Here is an 18822-nt window from a genome sequence, read left to right on the forward strand (position 1 = left end):
ACGCCTTTGCGTTTCAAACCAAACACAAGTACGTTTTAAGTAAAACGCAAGGGCGTTTCATCTTAAACGTAAGGGCGTTTTAGTCCAAACACAAAGGCGTTTTCCAGAGGATTTTTATACCTCTGAAAATCAACTAATTACATTTTCTTAAATTTTACAGATAACCCAGTATCCTCCCACTACCTGCAAGAGCATTCCGGGAATACCGATGCGGAAATCCTGCAAGGCGGTGAACAAGCTGCCGGAAAGTGCCCACTCACCCAGCGTACCAGCTAGCTGATAGAACAGCACCACGGCCAGCAGCAACGGCAAGGTGACTTTCTGAAAGCGGGCGGCCACCAGACCGGCACCCACAGCCAACAGCACGGATTTCAGCAAGATGGCAGGCAGCACGGCAGGTGCAGGCATGCCGAACCACCATGAGTTGAGCAACGGCGAGAGTACAGCCGTCAGCAGTCCGGCCTTCCAGCCGTATTTATAGGCTCCTACCAGTGTGAAAAAATAAATGGGCAGCCAGGTGACTCCTCCCTGCGGCACCAGATGGAAAAGCTGGGGCAGGACAATGTTTCCAGCCACAAACAGCAGGGCGGTGACGTAGGTCTTCACGCGACTGTATCCCAATGTGTAAAGTTTTACGGTTGTTTCCATGTGTATTCGTTATTTTTCTGAGATTGTTTTTTCTTTTTCTCCGGCTTCCCTCATGCGGCGTACAAAGTCTTCAATCACGGGATAGAGTTCCACGGGATTGTCCGACACGTCGCAAAGGGTTTCCAGCGGACACCGTCCTGTACGGGTGCGGTTGATGATGCAGGGCACTTCTTCGGCATAGGCCACCTCTACCCCTCCCTTACGGAGCAAGGCGAGTGCAGGGGTGCTGACTACCCGGGTCCATACGCGGGACACGCCGCCCAATACCATCAGGGCTGCCGCTCCCTTTCCGATGACCTTATCGGCCAGCCAGGCTCCTTTCAGGAAGGCGCGGTCTGTGGCGTACAAGTCGTACAGGTCGGCCACGCCCCGACGGGAGAACGTGCGGGTTTCTTCGCCCTGACGCACCACGCAGGAATAGTTTCCTTCGTTCAGCAAGTGTATCAGTTCGTCCATCACAGTGTTTCCTGTTTCAGTTGTTCCACGTAGGCATCAATGCGGTGAAGCTGTTTCGGAATGTCGATGGACTGGGGGCAGTGCGGATTACATTGTCCGCAACCGATACAGTGACTGGCCTGGCGGAGTTTCGGCACGCTGCGGTCGTAACCCACCAGGAAGGCACGACGGGCCTTCGCATAATTCTCGTCCATGCGGTCTTTCGGCATGTTGCCCTCGTTCACGCACTTGTTGTAATGTACCAGCACGCCGGGGATGTCGATGCCATACGGGCAGGGCATGCAGTATTTACAGTCGTTGCAGGGCACGGTGGGGTATTTCTGCATCAGGTCGGCCGTATCGAGCAGGAACTGGTTTTCCTCGTCAGTAAGCGGCACCAGCGGAGAATACGTGCGGAGGTTGTCTTGCAGATGCTCCATGTAGGTCATGCCACTGAGTACGGTGAGCACCTTTTCCGGTGTACCGGCAAAGCGGAAGGCCCACGATGCCACACTGCCTTCGGGATTGCGTTCTTTCAGGCGGCTGAAGATGTGGTCGGGGATGTTCGACAGGCGTCCGCCCAACAGCGGTTCCATCACCACTACCGGAATGTTCTTGCTGCTCACCTGCTCGTACAGGTAGTCGGCATTCACGTTACGTCCCGATGCGTGCTGCCAGTCGGAATAGTTCAACTGAATCTGCACGAAGTCCCAGTGCACCTGGTCGTGCATGGCCAGTGCCCGGTCGAATTCCTCTTTTGTGCCGTGGAACGACCAGCCCAGGCGACGGATACGTCCGGCTTCGCGCTCCTTGAGCAGGAAGTCGAGCAGACCGTTGTCAAGGAAACGGCCCTGCAAGCCGCTTTTTCCGGGAGCACCCAGCATGTGCAGCAGGTAATAGTCGATGTAGTCCACCTGCAGGTTCTTCAGCGAGTTGTGGTACATCTTTACACCGAAATCATAATCGGAATTGGAGAAGTTCGACATTTTGGTGGCCACGAAGAACTTGTCGCGCGGATGACGCTTCAAGGCGATACCCGTCGACTTTTCCGACCAGCCCTGCACATAGACCGGGGCCGTGTCGAAATAGTTCACGCCATGTTCGATGGCGTAATCCACCAGCCGGTTCACTTCTTCCTGATCGATGACGTTACCGTCGCCACCCGGTGCCGGAAGTGTAGGCCAGCGCATGCAGCCATAGCCCAGCAGCGACACCTTATCCTCGTTGGGAGGGAACTGGCGGTAAGTCATCTTGCCGACGGGCACTTCCTTAGTGCTTTCGCCGGATTTTTTCTTGTCGGGCGTACAACCGTAGAAAGCCGCTGTGGCTCCCACCGTACTGATGCCGACTATTTTAAGGAAATCTCTTCGATTCATCTGTTTTTTCTCGTCCATTCTCTTTCTATATATAAAGGTAAGACAATCCGATTAAAGTACACGATGGCGTTCATGGCCTTCCACGTAGATGGCACTCAGCGGACGGGCCGGACACAAGTTCTCGCAGGCTCCGCAACCGATGCAGCGTGCTTCGTTCACTGCCGGAATCTTCAGTGAATCGGGGTTCGAGGGGTCGGACGGAACCATGGTGACGGCGTTCACCGGACAATGGCGGGCACAGTTACCGCACTCCTGCTTGTCGGTAAGCGGGATACACAAATCTTTTACCCACACGGCATGACCAATCTGGATAGAAGACTTCTCTGCCTTGTCAATTTTCAGGATGGCTCCGGCGGGACATACTTCGGAACAGCGCGTACACTCCGGACGGCAGTAGCCGCGTTCGTACGACATGTAAGGCTGCATGAAAGTATCCAGCGAATGAGAAGGACGGAGCACTTCGTTCGGACAAGCCGACACGCACAGCTGGCAGGCCGTGCAATGTGACTGCAGATGGCGGAGTCCGCGTGCGCCCGGAGGTACAATTGGGGTTTGACGTACCGGCTCTTTCTTGTCCACGATGTCGGCCAGTCCGCCATCCATCTTGATGGCCTCGGCCTTCTTGGCTACCTGTGCTTTCAGCACCGAACCGGCCAGCAGCAAGGAACCGGCCAGGAACTCGCGTCGTCCGGCGGTACGGTCGGCTGTTTCCAGTGCCGAAGCTTCTGCCTTTTCCGCTTTCTTTCCGTAGGCAAACCGATAGCCGATGGCTCCCTTATGGCATTTGTCCAGACAGTCCATGCAAGCCACACAGCGGCTGCCGTCTATCGCATGGTTCTTCACATCGATGCAGGCGGCCTTGCAATTGCGGGCGCAAAGCGTACAGCCGTTGCATTTCTCCTTGTCAATCGTGATGCGGAACAAGGCAAAGCGGGAGAAGAATCCCAGCACGGTGCCCACCGGACAGATGGTATTACAATAGGTACGTCCGTTGCGTGCCGCCAGTACCACTACCAGCACCAGCATGACCGCTGCCACTATCAGCACCGGCAGACTCTTGAGCCAGACATCCACCGAATAGAAGGCATAGCTGTCCATGCGTTCGGCCATAGAAGCCAGCAGGTTGTTTCCCCACATCCATAAAGGTTGCAGGAAACTGTGTGCCGCACGGCCGTACACGGCATACGGGTCGAGCAAGGCTACCAGGGCATGCACACCCAACAGCATCGCCAGCACAAACCCCGCCAGCACACCGTAGCGCAGCCAGCTTTTCGGCTTGGAATACGTGTAGGGCATCTTCTTGCGTCCCCGGCCCAGACGGGCCACCACATCCTGAAACACGCCCAGCGGACAAATGACCGAACAGTACACCCTGCCCGCTATGAGCGTGAGCAATATCAAACACACGATTACTCCGGCGTTCAGTGCCAACAAAGCCGGAAGGAACTGTATCTTCGCCATCCAGCCAAGCCATGCATGAAGCACGCCCGTAAAATCGACAAACAACAGCGTCACGAATACCAGGCACAGCATCCCCAGCGTGAGCCTGAGTTTTCTCAACATATTCACAGTAAAAGCAATTTTAGTTAGTTATTATATTCTATCACGTTTTCGTGGTAAATCCTCACAAAAATAAAAGGAATTGTGTTTCGAAGAGTCTTTTTGCGCAGTTTTTTATCCCAAACAGTATAAATATTCGATTAACTTACGCATAAAGGGCCCTTTTGCAGCATTTATGCAGAAAAAATGTCATAAATATTGATTATCTGAATTACAAATTCTAATTTTGCTCCACTATTACCTAACAAAAGAACAGCAGTTACAACATGACATACGCATTTATTACGGCAGCCGAAGCCGCTGCCACCATTCATCATGGGGATACCGTCGGCATCGGCGGTTTTTCATCGGTAGGTACACCGAAAGCCGTGCCGGAAGCACTGGCTGCCTATGCAGAAGCACAGCATGCACAAGGGAAAGAATTCAAGGTAGGCCTTATCACGGGCGGTGCCACGGGCTGTCAGGTGGACAGCGCGCTGGTCAAGGCACACGCCGTATCGTTCCGTACGCCTTTCCAGTCGAACAAGGACATGCGCGAATCCATCAACCAGCACGAAGTGCAGTATTTTGACCTCCACCTCTCGCAAATCGGACAGGACGTGCGTTACGGTTTTCTGGGGAAAATCCACGTAGCCATCGTAGAAGCTTCCGACCTGACGGACGACGGAGAAATCATCCTGAGCACTTCCGTAGGTATCTCGCCTACCCTGCTCCAGGTGGCCGAACGGGTTATCATCGAACTGAATGAGGCGCATACGGGAAAACTTACCGGCATGCACGACATCTATATTCCGGCCAACCCGCCTTACCGGACAGAGATTCCGGTGTATCATGTAAACGACCGCGCCGGACACATCAGCGTGAAAATCGACCCGAAAAAGATTACGGGAGTGGTACGCACGAATGCCCGCGACCACATCGCGGCCTTTACACCGCAAAATGAGACAACCCTGCAAATCGGACATAACGTGGCTGCCTTCCTGCTACGCGAATGGAAGAACGGGGCCATCCCCAAGGAGTTCCTGCCCCTGCAGTCAGGAGTGGGCAACATTGCCAATGCGGTACTGGGTGCGCTGGGTGACGACCCGAACCTTCCGGCGTTCTCCATGTTTACGGAGGTGATACAGAACTCCGTCATCGACCTGATGATGAAAGACCGTATCCGCCTTGCTGCCGGCAGTTCGCTCACCTTGTCGGAAGACCGTCTGGACACGATGTACGAGCACATCGACACCTTCCGCGAACGCATCCTGCTGCGCCCGCAAGAAATCACCAACCACCCGGAGATGATTCGCCGCCTGGGTATCATTGCGGTAAACACGGCCCTTGAAGCAGACATTTTCGGCAACGTGAACAGCACGCATGTATCGGGCGGCAAGATAATGAATGGAATTGGAGGCTCGGGAGATTTTGCCAGAAACGCATATTTGTCTATCTTTACCACCCCGTCGGTGGCCAAGGACGGACTGATTTCGTCCATCGTGCCCCAAGTATCCCACGTGGACAGTACGGAACACGACGTACGCATCCTCGTGACGGAACAGGGCGTGGCCGACTTGCGTGGCAAATCGCCTTCGCAACGTGCCCGCTGCATCATTGAAAACTGCGCCCATCCGGACTACAAGCAACTGCTGTGGGACTACCTGAAACTTTCGGAAGGAAAGTCCTGCCACACGCCGATGTCGCTGCGCAACGCCTTCAAGATGCATATAGCGTACGCCGAGACGGGTGACATGCGAAACACCCAATTTGAATCATAAGAATGGAAAAATTCGACATACACATCCTGGGATGCGGTTCAGCCCTGCCCACTACCCGCCATCAGGCGACCTCGCAGGTGCTCAACATCCGCGAGAAACTGTTCATGATTGACTGCGGCGAAGGGACACAGGTGCAGTTCCGCCGCGCCAAACTGAAGTTCAGCCGGCTGAACCACATCTTCATTTCTCACCTCCACGGCGACCACTGCTTCGGCCTGATGGGACTGATTTCCACCTTCGGCATGCTGGAACGTACCGCCGACCTCCACATTCATGCCCATGCCGACCTGCAACGCCTGCTGGAGCCTCAACTGGAATTCTTCTGCAAGGGAATGCCCTATCAGGTGGTGTTCCACCCCTTCAACCCCGGCGAACGTACGGTCATTTACGACGACCGTTCCGTCAGCGTGGAAACCATTCCCCTGCGTCATCGTCTGCCCACCTGCGGTTTTCTCTTCCGCGAGAAGCCGACACCGAACCACATCCGGCGCGACATGATTGACTTCTACGGCATTCCCATCTGCATGATGAACCGCATCAAGAACGGTGAGGACTACACACTGGAAGACGGCAGGGTGATTCCCAACTCAGAACTGACCACTCCCTCCAACCCTCCCCGCGCGTATGCCTATTGCTCGGATACAGTCTACCTGCCCCGCATCGCAGCACAAGTGGCCGGAGTGGATTTGCTGTTCCATGAAGCTACCTTTACCGAAAGCGAAACCGTCCGCGCCAAACAGACCCTGCACTCCACCGCCGCACAGGCTGCCCGGATTGCCAAGGACGCACAGGTGAAGCGTCTGCTCATCGGGCACTTCTCTGCCCGCTACGAAGACGAGAAGGCCCTGCTCGAAGAGGCCCAAGCCATCTTCCCCGACACACTGGCCGCCGACGAGGGACTGAAAATCTCACTCTGAGAAGTTAAAGAAAACTAACCCTATTAAACCGAACCAACGGATTGTCGTCTTACCCAACAATGACGAACCCGCACACGCCATGAACAATTATAACGAAAAAGAAACCATACTGATGCTTCAGGACCCGTCGACCCAGCAGAAAGCGTTCGAACGGATTGTGAAGGCCTACAGCGAACAGCTGTACTGGCAGATACGACGCATGGTGGTTTCGCACGACGATGCCAACGACTTGTTGCAGAACACGTTCATCAAGGCCTGGACCAACCTGGACTATTTCCGGGGAGATGCCAAGCTTTCCACGTGGCTCTACCGCATCGCCTTCAACGAATGCCTGAACTTCCTGAACAAGCAGCGCGCCGAAAACCAACTGTCCATCGACGATGCCGATGCCGCTCTGATAAACAAGCTGGAAAGCGACCCTTACTTTAACGGCGACGAAACGCAACGGCTTTTTCAGAAGGCCATCCTGCAACTGCCCGAGAAACAGCGCATCATTTTCAACCTGAAATATTTCCAGGAAATGAAATACGAGGACATGTCGGAAATCTTAGGCACCAGCGTAGGCGCACTGAAGGCATCCTACCATCATGCCGTCAAAAAAATAGAAGATTTTTTTCACCAGCATGATTAAACCTTTTTTACAAATTCGAATCTAACTTCCAAAGGAGGCAACAATATGAAAAAGGAAGAAACTGACTTATTAAAGAGATGTGGAACCGAGAACCCGTTCACAGTGCCTGAAGGTTACTTTGCTAACTTCACGGAACAGCTGATGGACAAGCTTCCGGAACGAGAAATACAGCCTGCACCTCAGCTCACGCTGTGGGCACGCGTCAAACCTTGGGTGTACATGGCTGCCATGTTCTGTGGCCTGATGCTCAGCGTACGGATGTTCGTAGGTGAAAAAGAAACACAATCGCCTGCCGCCGGCACTATGGGTGACATGGAATTTTCAGAAGTACCCGATGAATACATCGACCCCATTGTCGACCAGACCATGATGGACGACTATACTCTATACGAGTATCTCACTGATGCAGATACGGAAATTTATAAATAAACCAACCATGATAAAAAGAACTTTTTATGCCCTGACTCTCCTGCTCATCTTGTGTGTGAGCAGCATTCAGGCACAGAATACCAAATTCAGCAAAGAAGAATTCCGCAACCGCCAGAAAGAATTTTTCATTCAGCAGGCGGGACTGAGCAACGACGAAGCACAAAAATTCTTCCCTCTCTATTTTGAACTGCAAGACAAGAAGCAGGCGTACAACAAAGAGGCGTGGCAAAAACTGCGTCAAGGCAAGAATCCCAACACCACGGAAACGGAATATGGGAAAATTGTGGAAGATGTGATTCAGGCACGTATTGCAGCCGACGAACTGGAATTGGAATATGTGCGGAAATACAAACAATTCCTTCCGGCCAAGAAAATCTATCTGTTGCAGAAAGCGGAAATGCGCTTCCACAGAGAACTGCTAAAAGGTTTCAAACACGGTCAGAAAGGCCCGGAAAAGAAAAAATAAAGGATACGGATAGATTTTTTCTTCCAAAAATTTGGAAAACAAAAATCTTTGCGTACCTTTGCACCGCCTTTGAAAAACAAGGCAACTCTCAAGAAGAGTTTTGGAGAGGTGGCAGAGTGGTCGATTGCGGCGGTCTTGAAAACCGTTGTACTGCGAGGTACCCGGGGTTCGAATCCCTGTCTCTCCGCTGAAACCTAAGACATTAGGTAGTCAAATTAAGACAAGTCCCGTAAAACGTTGATTTTACGGGACTTTTTCTATTTATTCGGTGGACAACCGAAAGACATTCAAATGCCCACTTCTGACAAAGTTCCGTTACTAAATCGTTACTAAAAATCAGCCTGTAAAAATAGTAACGATTTTCGATGTAAGTCCTTGATTTGTCGCTCATTGACGTTCAAATGTCTGCTTGTAACCCAATTATTAATTATTCCTTTGCAGAGGGAAGTCATTACACCCACTGCAACGGAGCTAAATTAAAAAAGGATATGAGTAAGAGTACATTTAAGATTCTATTCTATCTAAGAAAGAATCAGGTAAACAAAGACGGAACAGTTTGTATTATGATTCGTTTGTCACTTAACGGTGAAATCACACAGTTCAGTTCTAAACTGAGTGTAAAACCGGATGCTTGGGATACAGTTTTGGGCAAGGCGAAAGGAAATACACAGAAAGCCCGCCAGTTGAATGAAACATTGGAGGACATCCGTGCTTCGCTGAAAAACCACTACCGGGATATTGAAGTGCATGAGTCGTTCGTAACGGTAGAAAAAATACGCAATGCGTTTTTGGGAATAACGGCGAAACAAAGAACACTGCTGGAACTTTTCAAGAAACACAATGAGGATGCAAGAAAACTGGTCGGCATCAGCAAGACGCCTGCAACCCTCGCGAAGTATGACCGCTGCTACCGAAGGCTGGAGGAATTTATGAAAGTGAAATACAATATTTCGGATATATCACTGAAGGAAATCGGCCACATGTTCATTACGGACTTCGAGAACTATCTGAGAACAGAAAGCAAATGCAATGAGAATACCACAGCAAAATTCATGCAGACGTTCAAGATGATTGTAATCATCGCCAAAAACAACGGTTGGATTTATACTGATCCGTTTTCCAACTATAAAATCAGACTGAAACGTGTGGACAGAGGCTATCTGACGGATGCGGAACTTCAAAAGATAATGAAGAAGAAGTTTCCGACTAAAAGACTGGAACAGGTACGGGATGTGTTCCTGTTCTCCTGTTACACGGGATTATCATATGTGGACGTGAAGGAGCTGAAGGCAAGCGACATCAGAATCTCGTTTGACGGGAAACCGTGGATCATGACGCACCGTCATAAGACAGATACTCCGGTAAACGTACCGCTGCTGAAGATACCGCAGGCGATACTCCAGAAATATGAAGGTCAGCTTCCCAAAGGCCAGTTACTGCCTGTACTGAGCAATCAAAAACTTAATTCTTACTTAAAAGAGATTGCGGATTTGTGCGGTATAAATAAAAATATTACCTTCCATCTCGCGAGTCACAGTAAATTCTTTTATTTATTGAATATCAGTGAGTTGAGTATTTTAAAGAATGTGACTGCTAACGATTTAGAAACGAGCTATATTCTTTTTCTTTCACAACTTTGCAATATACAAAGAACGCTTTGATTTCGAGTGCAAAGTTAAATCTAATTTCTGAAAAACAACATTTTATGCTGTGATTTTACAAAATATTAAGATTAGTCTTTGCAAAGGTAAAAGAGTAGTTACCAACAGTAATTTTCATGTAACATCATTTTAAGAGTATGGCAAAGAGAACAAATATTCATGAACGCATACATGTATCTTGTGTATTGGAAGACCTATTGTTTAGCTCCATTTTTACAGATTATATTTCTATTTTGTCTAAATAAAGACAGAATACTACAGATATTCAACGGATTATGATAGATTATCACGGCAAAATGTTATTTTTGTAGCATAAAAACGATAAAAATATGAAGTTAAATTTTCACGACTATGGAAGAAAAAAATAAAGCTAAGAGATAAACTTGCAGATATTGCCTTGCAATGGCAAGCAAGTTTTGGGGTTGCACCGTCTATTACAAGTTCCATCTCTGAATATGATGCGGCAATGTTGGTTGGTATGTCTGAGAAAGAATATTCCGACTATATGAGAGATAAGACTGCTGTTGCCAAAGGAACGGATTTCGTTTATAGAAATATAAAGTATCAAGTAAAGGCCAATCGACCAAGCGGTAAAAAAGGAAGTTTTGTAACGAAGGTTCCAAAAGCCTCAAACTACTTATGGGATAAGTTGATTTGGATATTATATGACAAAAACTATATGATGCAAGAAGCGTGGGAATGGAATGTAGAAGACTACAAAATGGCGTTTGAAAACAAAGATAGGCTATCTCCTGAAGACTATAGGCAAGGACATTGCTTGTATCATTGCTGATTGTAAATTCTAAAGCAACAATAATATGAAACGTGGAGAATTACGAAAGTTGAGCGATTCTGCAAGAAGAAAGGTTTCTCGCAATTTTGGCTTCCGTCAAAGTGGCTATATCAACTGGATTGTAAAAGATGGCTATTTCTTCTGTTTGCAACATTTAGGTTTTGCAAGTGTATATCTTGAAGCAAAGCCGATGTATGCGGATGATTTGTGGTGGGATATATTCAATTTGTCTGAAAACAAGAAATGCCCTACAAGTTTGCGAGGAATAGGTGCGTTCAGTATTCATGCAGCACAACTTAAAGAATATGCTTTCTTGAATGAATGTGCAGAAGAAAACAATGAGGAAGAGTTGTCTAAGAAATGGCAAAATATCTTTTGCTTAGCGGTACAAGATATAGAGAATTTTCTGCGCAACCATCCGAATGCTGATACATTCATTCCCAACAAAAAACTGCAATTATGATGCAGACAAACTCCTATATTTTATCACCTTACTGCACAATGGACGGAAGAACGAAGTAGTACAAGCCATTAAGGAACTTAAAGCCAAAGGACATAGTTGTCAATTTTGTGATTGGGCTTCTGGTATGGACAGCTATGATTTCATCTTGAAATGGTGTAAAGGTTAAGAAACGCTGTTTCTTGCCACTTCGGGGAGGTCTTTTCTGTATCATCCCCATTTTATTCTTGTCATTTCTACTTTGGTTAGAGCCCAAAAATGGTGCTGACAAAAAGAAGAAAAGGTAATGATATTCACTTCCTACGGATTGCAAGTCCGTAGAGACTAAAAAGAACACCAAATGAGATACATTGATTTTAGCTCAGTAAAGGAAACTATAGGGAAGATTTACTTTGGTATTTGTATTTGTGTTTTTGCTTATGCCGTTATTGGTGTACCTATACTATTAGGTATGCTGAAAAAATATGGTGTGAAAACGGAAGCCGTCATTACACCTAATACTTCGTCTTGGCTCCATCGCTATACTACGAACTGTTATCTGTATGAGTTTCAAGTCGGAGATAAAACTTATGATGGAAATTCGCTTGTGGAGGAAGGTGATTATCGCAAGATTGGCACCAGGGTACAAGTACTATACTTGGATTGGTATCCTTCTTTCAACAGACCTACGTATTATTGGGATGATTAATCGCTTTCTGCGGATTGCAAGTCCGCAAGGCTCAAATAAACAAACGCTTATGAAATATCTATGTTTTATATTCTGTGTTCTTCTTGTTGGAGCGTGTTCCAGCACGAAAGGAAGCGGCAAGGACACTTTGTTCTGTGAACTGGACAAAGAAATACAAGATACATTGCAGTCTGTAAGTCAAAAGGTTTTGGAGGAAGACTATGCTCCGCAGGCTATGATAGACTTTTCGGGCAACTGCAAGTTTACCGAAAGGAATATTGGGCCTTGGGTCATTAGTATTCAAATTGAAGATACCGTTAATAAGATAAGTGTTTCGTTGCCGACAAACGCCCCAATGCCATATATCGTGCATAAATACACTGTTTATTATCCCGAAGAATACAACTTGCTTGTAATGGGGTTTGATAAAAATACGAAATTCAGAACTATAAGGATGAAGTAAAGTAAGGAGTTGAATTAGTGCGATGATTTGCTTGCTGCGGATTATCCGTAAGTTCAAGAATATATCAAAACAATATTTACGCAAAAACTAATGATTTATGGCAGAGCATAATATCCAACAACTCAATAGATTCAAAATAGAGAGGGAAAACACAATACAGTTTCCTCTAAGAAAAATGCTGAAGGATTCCATCAGTGAATGGCTTTTGTCTGACATCCAACAGATAAATGTAAAATTATGGAAAGAACTGAGCTGCATTTCAAAAGTAAACAACAAGGATGATATAAAGAGACTAAAGCACTTTGTGAAAAATAACAAAAGCAATTTAGGCCCTATGCTTTATGATGAATTGAAATCCGCAGTGAAAGAAATTGCAGAAGACTTTGAATGGGTATGTAGCAAAGACGGACAGATAATCATGAAGATTGAGGACTGGATAGAAAATGCCAGATTGCGCCTCGGCAAAGAATATCCTGATGTCCTCATATACATAGGACGTAGCTTTGTGAATCCCAAGGAACTAATTATAGGGGGTGTCGTCAATGATGATGATGAGCAAAAGTTATTTGAAAACTATTTCAATAACCAAAATCCACCAGTTCCTATTCATTTCAAAATAATTGTTCAAAACGAAGAATAAACCAAGTAAGAAATCATGAACAACGATATTTTGCTTTCTACGAAATTTAAATCCATAGGAGAGGACGCTACTGTCAGTATGCCCTCCCAAATAAAGGCATTGTTTGGCATGAACCCACAAATTGACGTTCGCTTGATAGACTATGACTATATAGGAGATGCAAAAGATGATGATTACACCTCCTTTGCAGAGAAATTATATAAGGCAAATCCTAATGCTCATTACATATTGGTTACGCATTCCAATGAACTTAAAGACAGTTTGTTGGTAAGAAAAACTTTCCATTTTGATTTGACTGGATTTTATTTCAGTGAAGAAATCCAAACTTGGAGTGTTCCCATAAGCAACAATACCATCGTGTTCTTGGGCATTATAGAAATAGAAACTTTTGAAGATTTAAAGACTGCAATTAGATTCTTGTTTTCAGGAATATATGATTCCCAAAACTTCCTAATACAACATGGTAGTACCTTTGCAAAAAGCGAGATTGTGAACCTCTTGGAAAGGGCTTTGCTTCCCATAAAGAATAGGTATGGGGAAAATCAAGACGTAATTATATCTATGGCCTCAGTATGCCAGCATAAAAAAGATATAATGGTTTTATATCCTTATGGTGGTACAGATTTCGGAAGTTTTATGCTATTTGTTGTGTAGGTTGGATATAATCTGCATAACAGCATTGTTATTTTCCACAACTCTGTGCAATTTTCCGGTTTTGTCATTTCAAGAGTATGGCAAAAGAACAAATATTCATTGCAAACATATATCTTGCTGTGTTAGAAAACCATTTATTTAAGTTCCACATTTACAGATTCTATTTTCATTTTGTCTAAATTACGATAGAATATCGTAGATTTTCAAGGGATTATAACCGATTATCACTACAAAATGTTATTTTTGTAGCAGAAAACGGCAGCAGACATTGATGGAAACTTCACAATTGAAGTGGAGCCAAAAGATACAATCACCATAAAGTTCATTGGTATGCAAGACAGAATCATCAAACTCTCTGAGATGAATTTTGAAAAACTCAATGTCATTACTTTGACAGAAAGTGGAGGACTCACAGGGGAAATTGTTGTTATCAAAAAAAGACATAATCATAAAAGAAAATAAGCTATGGCAAGAGGAAGAGACATTTGCAACACTCTCAAAGCCATTCGCAAACAAATAGCAGATGCTAATGGGATTGCCTATTCACCAGAAGAATGTCACTTCACTGGTGAGTGCAAGGGAACTTGCCCCAAATGCGAGCAAGATGTGAGAGATTTGGAGTATGAATTGCGACGTAGGCAGATTGCAGGAAAGGCCATCAAGGTCGTTGGCATTGCAGCAGGACTTGTTGCATTAACGGCTTGTTCTGATGGAAAACCACAGCGAAATGCTTCAGACATGGTTACAGGTGAAACAATCATTGTTAAAAAAGAAGAACCGAACCCAAGAAACAGACAATTAGAAGGAGCCATTTCTCTTGGCAACAAGGAGAAACTTCTGGAAGAAGAAAACAGAAAGGACGGGGAGGCTTCATACAATCCATCCTTAGAAACAAAAGAGATAAAAAAGAATATCAAAGGCAATTCCTCAAAAAATCAAGCCAGGAATGCTGTCACCAGGTCTGCCATTGGTATAGATTCCATTGAAAGCAGCAAAATATTTGATAATGCTGATGAGGAAGCGTCATTCCCTGGTGGCATAGCGGCGTGTATGAAATATATTGCAGACAATTTTCGCTATCCAAACATACAGGGCGATTGCAGCATACAAGGAAAAATTGTCGTTACTTTCACGGTCAATGAGGATGGAAATCTAAGTGACATCAAAGTGAAGAAAAGCGTCTATTCTGACCTTGACAAAGAAGCAGTCCGGGTGGTGAAAAGTATGCCGAGTTGGATTCCTGCCAAGCAAAACGGCAAGGCTGTGAAATCAAGATACACGCTTCCTGTCTACATCCACGTGCAGTAACTATAAAAAAGGAATAATCATGGCAACAAGAGGACGCAACATTTGCAACACGCTCAAGGCCATCCGCAAGCAAATAGCGGATGCCAACGGAATCAGTTATTCACCCGACGAATGTCACTTCGAGGGTGAATGCAAGGGCACTTGCCCGAAATGCGAGCAAGACGTGAGGGACTTAGAACACGAATTGCACCTCCGACAGATGGCAGGGAAAGCCATCAAGGTCGCAGGAGTGGCTTTGGGCATCACCGCCCTCACCGCATCCGCCACATCGTGCGCCACGCAGAAGGGATATTACAAATCGACACCGCCTAAGTCTGAAAAGGTTATCCCTATCCTGTTCCAAGAATACACCACCAACGACACCGCCCTACTCCAAGCGAAAGATTCTCTCAGCAAGAAAGGAGTGCTCTTCGTCCAAGGGCATCTCATTAGCGACGAGGACAATGAGCCGCTTATTGGAGCCTCCGTCATCGCTAAACATTCGGGAAAGTATGCAATAACTGATGTCAATGGAAACTTCACTCTCGAAGTGGAGCAAGGCGACACGATAACCGTGCAATACATCGGCTTCATAGACCGAAGCATCAAACTATCAGAAATGAGCCGAGACAAGCTCAATGTCATCACTCTAATATTCAACGAAAGTGCCTTAGGGGAAGTCGTGGCAGGAATCGTTCCCGAAGTCAGAGTTAGAGGAACAGCTCCCGTCATCAAAAGAGAAGATACTTTCGAAGAGGCTTCATTCCCAGGCGGTTCGACTGCATTGACGCAATACATCAAGACTAACCTTCAATATCCAAAAGAATGTCGGGAAGGCGCGCCAATAGGCAGAGTCATCCTTGGTTTCACCGTCAACAAGGACGGAAGTTTGAGCAACATCAAGGTGGAGAAAAGTCTTGTCCCTATCCTCGACGAAGAAGCCATCCGAGTACTGAAAAGCATGCCGAAATGGACTCCTGCCAAGAAAAACGGCAAGGTGGTGAAATCACATGCCACCGTTCCTTTCACATTTAAAGTAGAATAATATGAAGACCGCCCCACTCATTTGCATCGACCGCCACCGCCTCACGATAGATGGCGATGGCGTCACCACGCTTGTGGCATTCCACGGTTGTCCGCTTCGTTGCAAATACTGTCTCAATCCCCAATGCCTTGATGCTGACGGCGTATGGCAGGAGGTGGATACAGAACTGCTGATGGCGAACGTGGAGATGGACAACCTCTACTTCTTAGCTACAGGAGGCGGCATCTGTTTTGGTGGAGGTGAACCGCTTCTGTGGAGTTCATTCATAAAGGAGTTTTGTGAACTATGCCCAGAGGGATGGCACTTTACGATGGAGACGAGTCTAAACGTACCTCGCCATCACTTGGAGAAAGTCACCCCATACATTGACTCCTTTATCATCGACATCAAGGACATGAATCCTGCCATCTATCAAGCCTACACAGGTAAGCCCAACCGGCAAGTTATCGACAACCTTGTCTGGCTCAAAACTCATGCCAAACATAAAGACAAGATCATCCTTCGTCTCCCCATAATCCCCAAGTTCAACACCGAAGATGACAGGAAACACAGTCGCCAAGTCTTAATAGAATTAGGATATGAGAATTTTGATGAATTTGAATATGTTATTAGAAACAAATAAACAGTTTTAATTATATGTCCCAATGAAATGGATTTGAATGTAAATTCCATCTCATTGGGGTATTGGATAAAAATTATTGGTAATTTTTAATAGTACGTTTTATGCTATTAGACTCTCTGCGAAGTTCATTAGCTACACTGTCTTTGTATGCAGCCATCCGTACCATTTCATTGTATTTGAGAACAGAATCTTCGTAAGCTGCAACACGATTTTTGACATAGTCTATGACATTTTCGTCTCTGTTTACAGAGAAGTGCTTCTCTATATATAAGATGTTTGGGTCATCAGCAGACAGAACCATCTTCAAAGCTCTATACTTCAAGTCTGCCTCCTCCCAATCTTGGTGCTCTCGCCATTGGGTGAGGTTGCCCCCAATGGAGAGAACGAGAGATAGAGCCAAGCCGCCAATGAAAAGAAGAACATACTTTGATGTAGGCTCGAAGCGATGGGTGACAAGTTTCTTCTGAGGTGAATTGTTCATCACTTCAAGTTTGTCTTGCAATGCCTTCGAGGAAACATCATTCTCTTGTCTCATCTGCTTGACAGCATCAACCAAGAGCTTGCTTCGCTGCTCATTTTTGCCGAGTTCAGCCTTGATAAGGTCAACAAAAACAACAATGGCATCTCTTAATTTGGATATTTTACCTCTGACTTCCTCTTCCTTGCCAAACATAGCAATGATTGATTTCTCCAACTTGGTTGTGTCATTACTTGCAGGAACGGTTTCCGCTCCTGCGTACTTTGGTGAAGCAGAAAGTTCATCGACTTTCTGCTCCAATCTCTCAACTGTGCCGTAGATGGCTTCCAATAGTTCTTCTTTCATATTTCTTATGTTGTTTGAATGGTTTGTAACTTGCATCAAAGGCTAAAGCCCTTTCTGCGTTTCTTCTTTTTCTTCTTGGCTGATTCATCCTCTGGGAAAGACTCAAAGGTCTGAGCGTTGGCAGGAGCAAAAAGTCCTATGGAAGAAATACCGTCCCAAGGGTCTTGACTGCTCTCCGATATGGATGGCTCCTGGTTGTTCTTGTGATTGCCTTGCTCGTATTGCTGAGCAGATTTGGCTCTTGCTGATAAAAGGTTCTCCGTTCCCTCTAATCTCGCATTCAGTTTGCCAAAGCTATAGTCTCGGCTAATCTGCGTACCCTTGAAGCTATATCCATCCTTGCAGAAACGGATGCCTTGAACCTTGGTTCGCTCCTTATCCTTATAGACAAACTCTAAGTGAACACCTCGTTTTGCAAGTTCACTTTTGAACTCGTCCCAGCTATCTGCCATTCTCAATGCGCTCTTTACAGCATTGTGAATCTCATATTTGGCTCGCTCAGCATTGTGTAACTTACGAGTATTAGTATTGCTCTTGTCCGTTCCGTAGGTAAATCCATACTTGGATTTAAGAGCCTTGGTCACTTGCTCATTACACCTGTAATCATTCCTGTCTGATATGAGTTTGCCCTCGTTATTGATGCGGTTATACACGATATGACAATGCGGATTGTCCGTGTTGTGATGCCTTACGATGATGAATTGGGTATCGGTGATGCCCATCATCTGCATGTATTCAAGGGCTATCTTAGCCATGAACTCATCCGTCAAACGTGGCTTGTCCTCTGGTTTGAAGCTCAATGCAATGTGTCCCACAGGCTTCTTAATCCTTGGATTTAGCTGCCTCTGTAGCTCGAAACTTTGCGTTATCTCGGCATTCGTGCCGAGTAACACACCATCCGAGGCGATGGTTTTCGCCTCGTCCTTGCCTGTAACATAGCGGATGCAACCACCAAATGAGCTGCCCTTCTTTAGCTTGCCTATCATGTGGTATCCTCCTTTCTGCCCATACTGCTTGGCTTCGGTTTATAACTTGCTTGGCGATACTCGCCAAGGATGGCTTTCAATCTTCTCAACAAGTCCACCACAAATACATGGGTTTCGTGGAAACCTCTCTGATGCGACAGTTTGGTAAGTTGGTTGAGATTGTTCGCCATGCCTATGAGGTTCTTGGCCATGGCTACCGCTTCAGCGTTGTGTCCGCTGACCACCTCGCCATTCAAGGCGGACTCACGGATGTACTCCGCCAACTTGCGGTTGGCTTTTCTCGCCCTCAGTCTCAGTGCCTCGTAGCTTGGCTTCGAAAACTTCACCGTGACAGACTTCGACAGCTTGCGAACCCTGCCTGTGGGCGGCCTTCCGCCCTTCTTGCTCTGTTCCTGTATGTTTGTCATTCGATATACTGTTTACAGTTGGTACACTCATTTTCTGCGACCGTCGGGAGCAAAATTCCTCCGCCCTCATTGTGGAGCGAGGCGTTTTGGGA

22 protein-coding genes and 1 tRNA gene are annotated in these 18822 nt (G+C 46.4%); 16 read left to right on the forward strand and 7 right to left on the reverse strand.

The genetic code is table 11. The features are described 5' to 3' along the window. Positions 1-147: 147 nt before the first annotated feature. The 4 genes from WKT20_RS14975 to WKT20_RS14990 are packed head-to-tail and all read right to left on the reverse strand — an operon-like array spanning position 148 to position 4022. Positions 148-648, reverse strand: coding sequence for an ECF transporter S component (locus tag WKT20_RS14975; protein WP_340417620.1), 501 nt, complete (start codon positions 646-648; stop codon positions 148-150). A 9-nt stretch (positions 649-657) separates the two neighbouring features. Then, positions 658-1104, reverse strand: a complete 447-nt coding sequence (locus WKT20_RS14980) for a DUF1893 domain-containing protein (protein WP_340417621.1) — start codon at positions 1102-1104, stop codon at positions 658-660. Further along, on the reverse strand, positions 1104-2477 hold the full coding sequence (locus tag WKT20_RS14985; RefSeq protein ID WP_340417622.1) for an aldo/keto reductase: 1374 nt from the start codon (positions 2475-2477) through the stop codon (positions 1104-1106). Before WKT20_RS14985 ends, WKT20_RS14980 begins: the two co-directional genes overlap by 1 nt. Before the next feature lie 33 nt (positions 2478-2510). Continuing rightward, on the reverse strand, positions 2511-4022 hold the full coding sequence (locus tag WKT20_RS14990) for a 4Fe-4S dicluster domain-containing protein (RefSeq protein WP_340417629.1): 1512 nt from the start codon (positions 4020-4022) through the stop codon (positions 2511-2513). A 263-nt stretch (positions 4023-4285) separates the two neighbouring features. On the opposite strand from WKT20_RS14990, the gene WKT20_RS14995 reads away from it, so the two are divergent. From WKT20_RS14995 to WKT20_RS15070, 16 genes are all read left to right on the forward strand, one after another. Next, positions 4286-5779: a succinate CoA transferase gene (locus tag WKT20_RS14995; RefSeq protein WP_118164756.1), complete on the forward strand. Its 1494-nt coding sequence runs from the start codon at positions 4286-4288 to the stop codon at positions 5777-5779. A gap of 2 nt (positions 5780-5781) precedes the next feature. Then, on the forward strand, positions 5782-6696 hold the full coding sequence (locus WKT20_RS15000; RefSeq protein ID WP_118164753.1) for a ribonuclease Z: 915 nt from the start codon (positions 5782-5784) through the stop codon (positions 6694-6696). Between the two features lie 79 nt (positions 6697-6775). Next, the gene (locus WKT20_RS15005; protein ID WP_117673871.1) at positions 6776-7327 is read left to right on the forward strand and encodes an RNA polymerase sigma factor; all 552 of its coding nucleotides are present in this window, start codon (positions 6776-6778) and stop codon (positions 7325-7327) included. Between the two features lie 45 nt (positions 7328-7372). Then, complete coding sequence (locus tag WKT20_RS15010) at positions 7373-7756, forward strand: hypothetical protein (protein WP_117673872.1); 384 nt, start codon at positions 7373-7375, stop codon at positions 7754-7756. 7 nt (positions 7757-7763) lie between these two features. Beyond that, the gene (locus tag WKT20_RS15015) at positions 7764-8222 is read left to right on the forward strand and encodes a hypothetical protein (RefSeq protein WP_117673873.1); all 459 of its coding nucleotides are present in this window, start codon (positions 7764-7766) and stop codon (positions 8220-8222) included. A gap of 102 nt (positions 8223-8324) precedes the next feature. Beyond that, positions 8325-8409: transfer RNA gene (locus tag WKT20_RS15020), tRNA-Ser, on the forward strand. Positions 8410-8710: 301 nt separating this feature from the next. Next, entirely contained in the window at positions 8711-9883 is a 1173-nt protein-coding gene (locus WKT20_RS15025) for a site-specific integrase (RefSeq protein WP_340417623.1), read from the forward strand. Positions 9884-10280: 397 nt separating this feature from the next. After that, positions 10281-10676, forward strand: coding sequence for a hypothetical protein (locus WKT20_RS15030; protein WP_340417624.1), 396 nt, complete (start codon positions 10281-10283; stop codon positions 10674-10676). 25 nt (positions 10677-10701) lie between these two features. Then, positions 10702-11139: a hypothetical protein gene (locus tag WKT20_RS15035; protein ID WP_340417625.1), complete on the forward strand. Its 438-nt coding sequence runs from the start codon at positions 10702-10704 to the stop codon at positions 11137-11139. 566 nt (positions 11140-11705) lie between these two features. Further along, on the forward strand, positions 11706-12266 hold the full coding sequence (locus tag WKT20_RS15040) for a hypothetical protein (protein WP_287860921.1): 561 nt from the start codon (positions 11706-11708) through the stop codon (positions 12264-12266). Positions 12267-12363: 97 nt separating this feature from the next. Next, complete coding sequence (locus WKT20_RS15045; protein WP_217771638.1) at positions 12364-12906, forward strand: hypothetical protein; 543 nt, start codon at positions 12364-12366, stop codon at positions 12904-12906. Positions 12907-12921: 15 nt separating this feature from the next. Further along, the gene (locus WKT20_RS15050; RefSeq protein WP_340417626.1) at positions 12922-13560 is read left to right on the forward strand and encodes a hypothetical protein; all 639 of its coding nucleotides are present in this window, start codon (positions 12922-12924) and stop codon (positions 13558-13560) included. Positions 13561-13890: 330 nt separating this feature from the next. Next, positions 13891-14022: a hypothetical protein gene (locus tag WKT20_RS15055; protein ID WP_264951054.1), complete on the forward strand. Its 132-nt coding sequence runs from the start codon at positions 13891-13893 to the stop codon at positions 14020-14022. A 3-nt stretch (positions 14023-14025) separates the two neighbouring features. Continuing rightward, positions 14026-14868: an energy transducer TonB gene (locus tag WKT20_RS15060; RefSeq protein ID WP_287860918.1), complete on the forward strand. Its 843-nt coding sequence runs from the start codon at positions 14026-14028 to the stop codon at positions 14866-14868. A gap of 19 nt (positions 14869-14887) precedes the next feature. Next, a complete protein-coding gene (locus WKT20_RS15065) occupies positions 14888-15892 on the forward strand; it encodes an energy transducer TonB (RefSeq protein WP_153112681.1) in 1005 nt (334 codons plus the stop codon). A 1-nt stretch (position 15893) separates the two neighbouring features. Further along, positions 15894-16514 carry a radical SAM protein gene (locus tag WKT20_RS15070; RefSeq protein ID WP_340417627.1) on the forward strand — a complete coding sequence of 207 codons (621 nt, stop codon included), beginning with the start codon at positions 15894-15896 and terminating at the stop codon, positions 16512-16514. 73 nt (positions 16515-16587) lie between these two features. Here the strand turns inward: WKT20_RS15070 and WKT20_RS15075 are convergent, their stop codons facing one another. The 3 genes from WKT20_RS15075 to WKT20_RS15085 are packed head-to-tail and all read right to left on the reverse strand — an operon-like array spanning position 16588 to position 18730. Then, positions 16588-17337: a hypothetical protein gene (locus WKT20_RS15075; RefSeq protein ID WP_340417628.1), complete on the reverse strand. Its 750-nt coding sequence runs from the start codon at positions 17335-17337 to the stop codon at positions 16588-16590. Between the two features lie 35 nt (positions 17338-17372). Then, positions 17373-18323, reverse strand: coding sequence for a relaxase/mobilization nuclease domain-containing protein (locus tag WKT20_RS15080; protein ID WP_118066830.1), 951 nt, complete (start codon positions 18321-18323; stop codon positions 17373-17375). Beyond that, the gene (locus tag WKT20_RS15085; protein ID WP_118066829.1) at positions 18320-18730 is read right to left on the reverse strand and encodes a plasmid mobilization protein; all 411 of its coding nucleotides are present in this window, start codon (positions 18728-18730) and stop codon (positions 18320-18322) included. The genes WKT20_RS15080 and WKT20_RS15085 overlap by 4 nt, the downstream gene beginning before the upstream one ends. Between the last annotated feature and the right edge of the window lie 92 nt (positions 18731-18822).

This window comes from Phocaeicola sp. ICN-14070, assembly GCF_037892625.1.
In the GTDB taxonomy this organism is placed as follows: domain Bacteria; phylum Bacteroidota; class Bacteroidia; order Bacteroidales; family Bacteroidaceae; genus Phocaeicola; species Phocaeicola plebeius.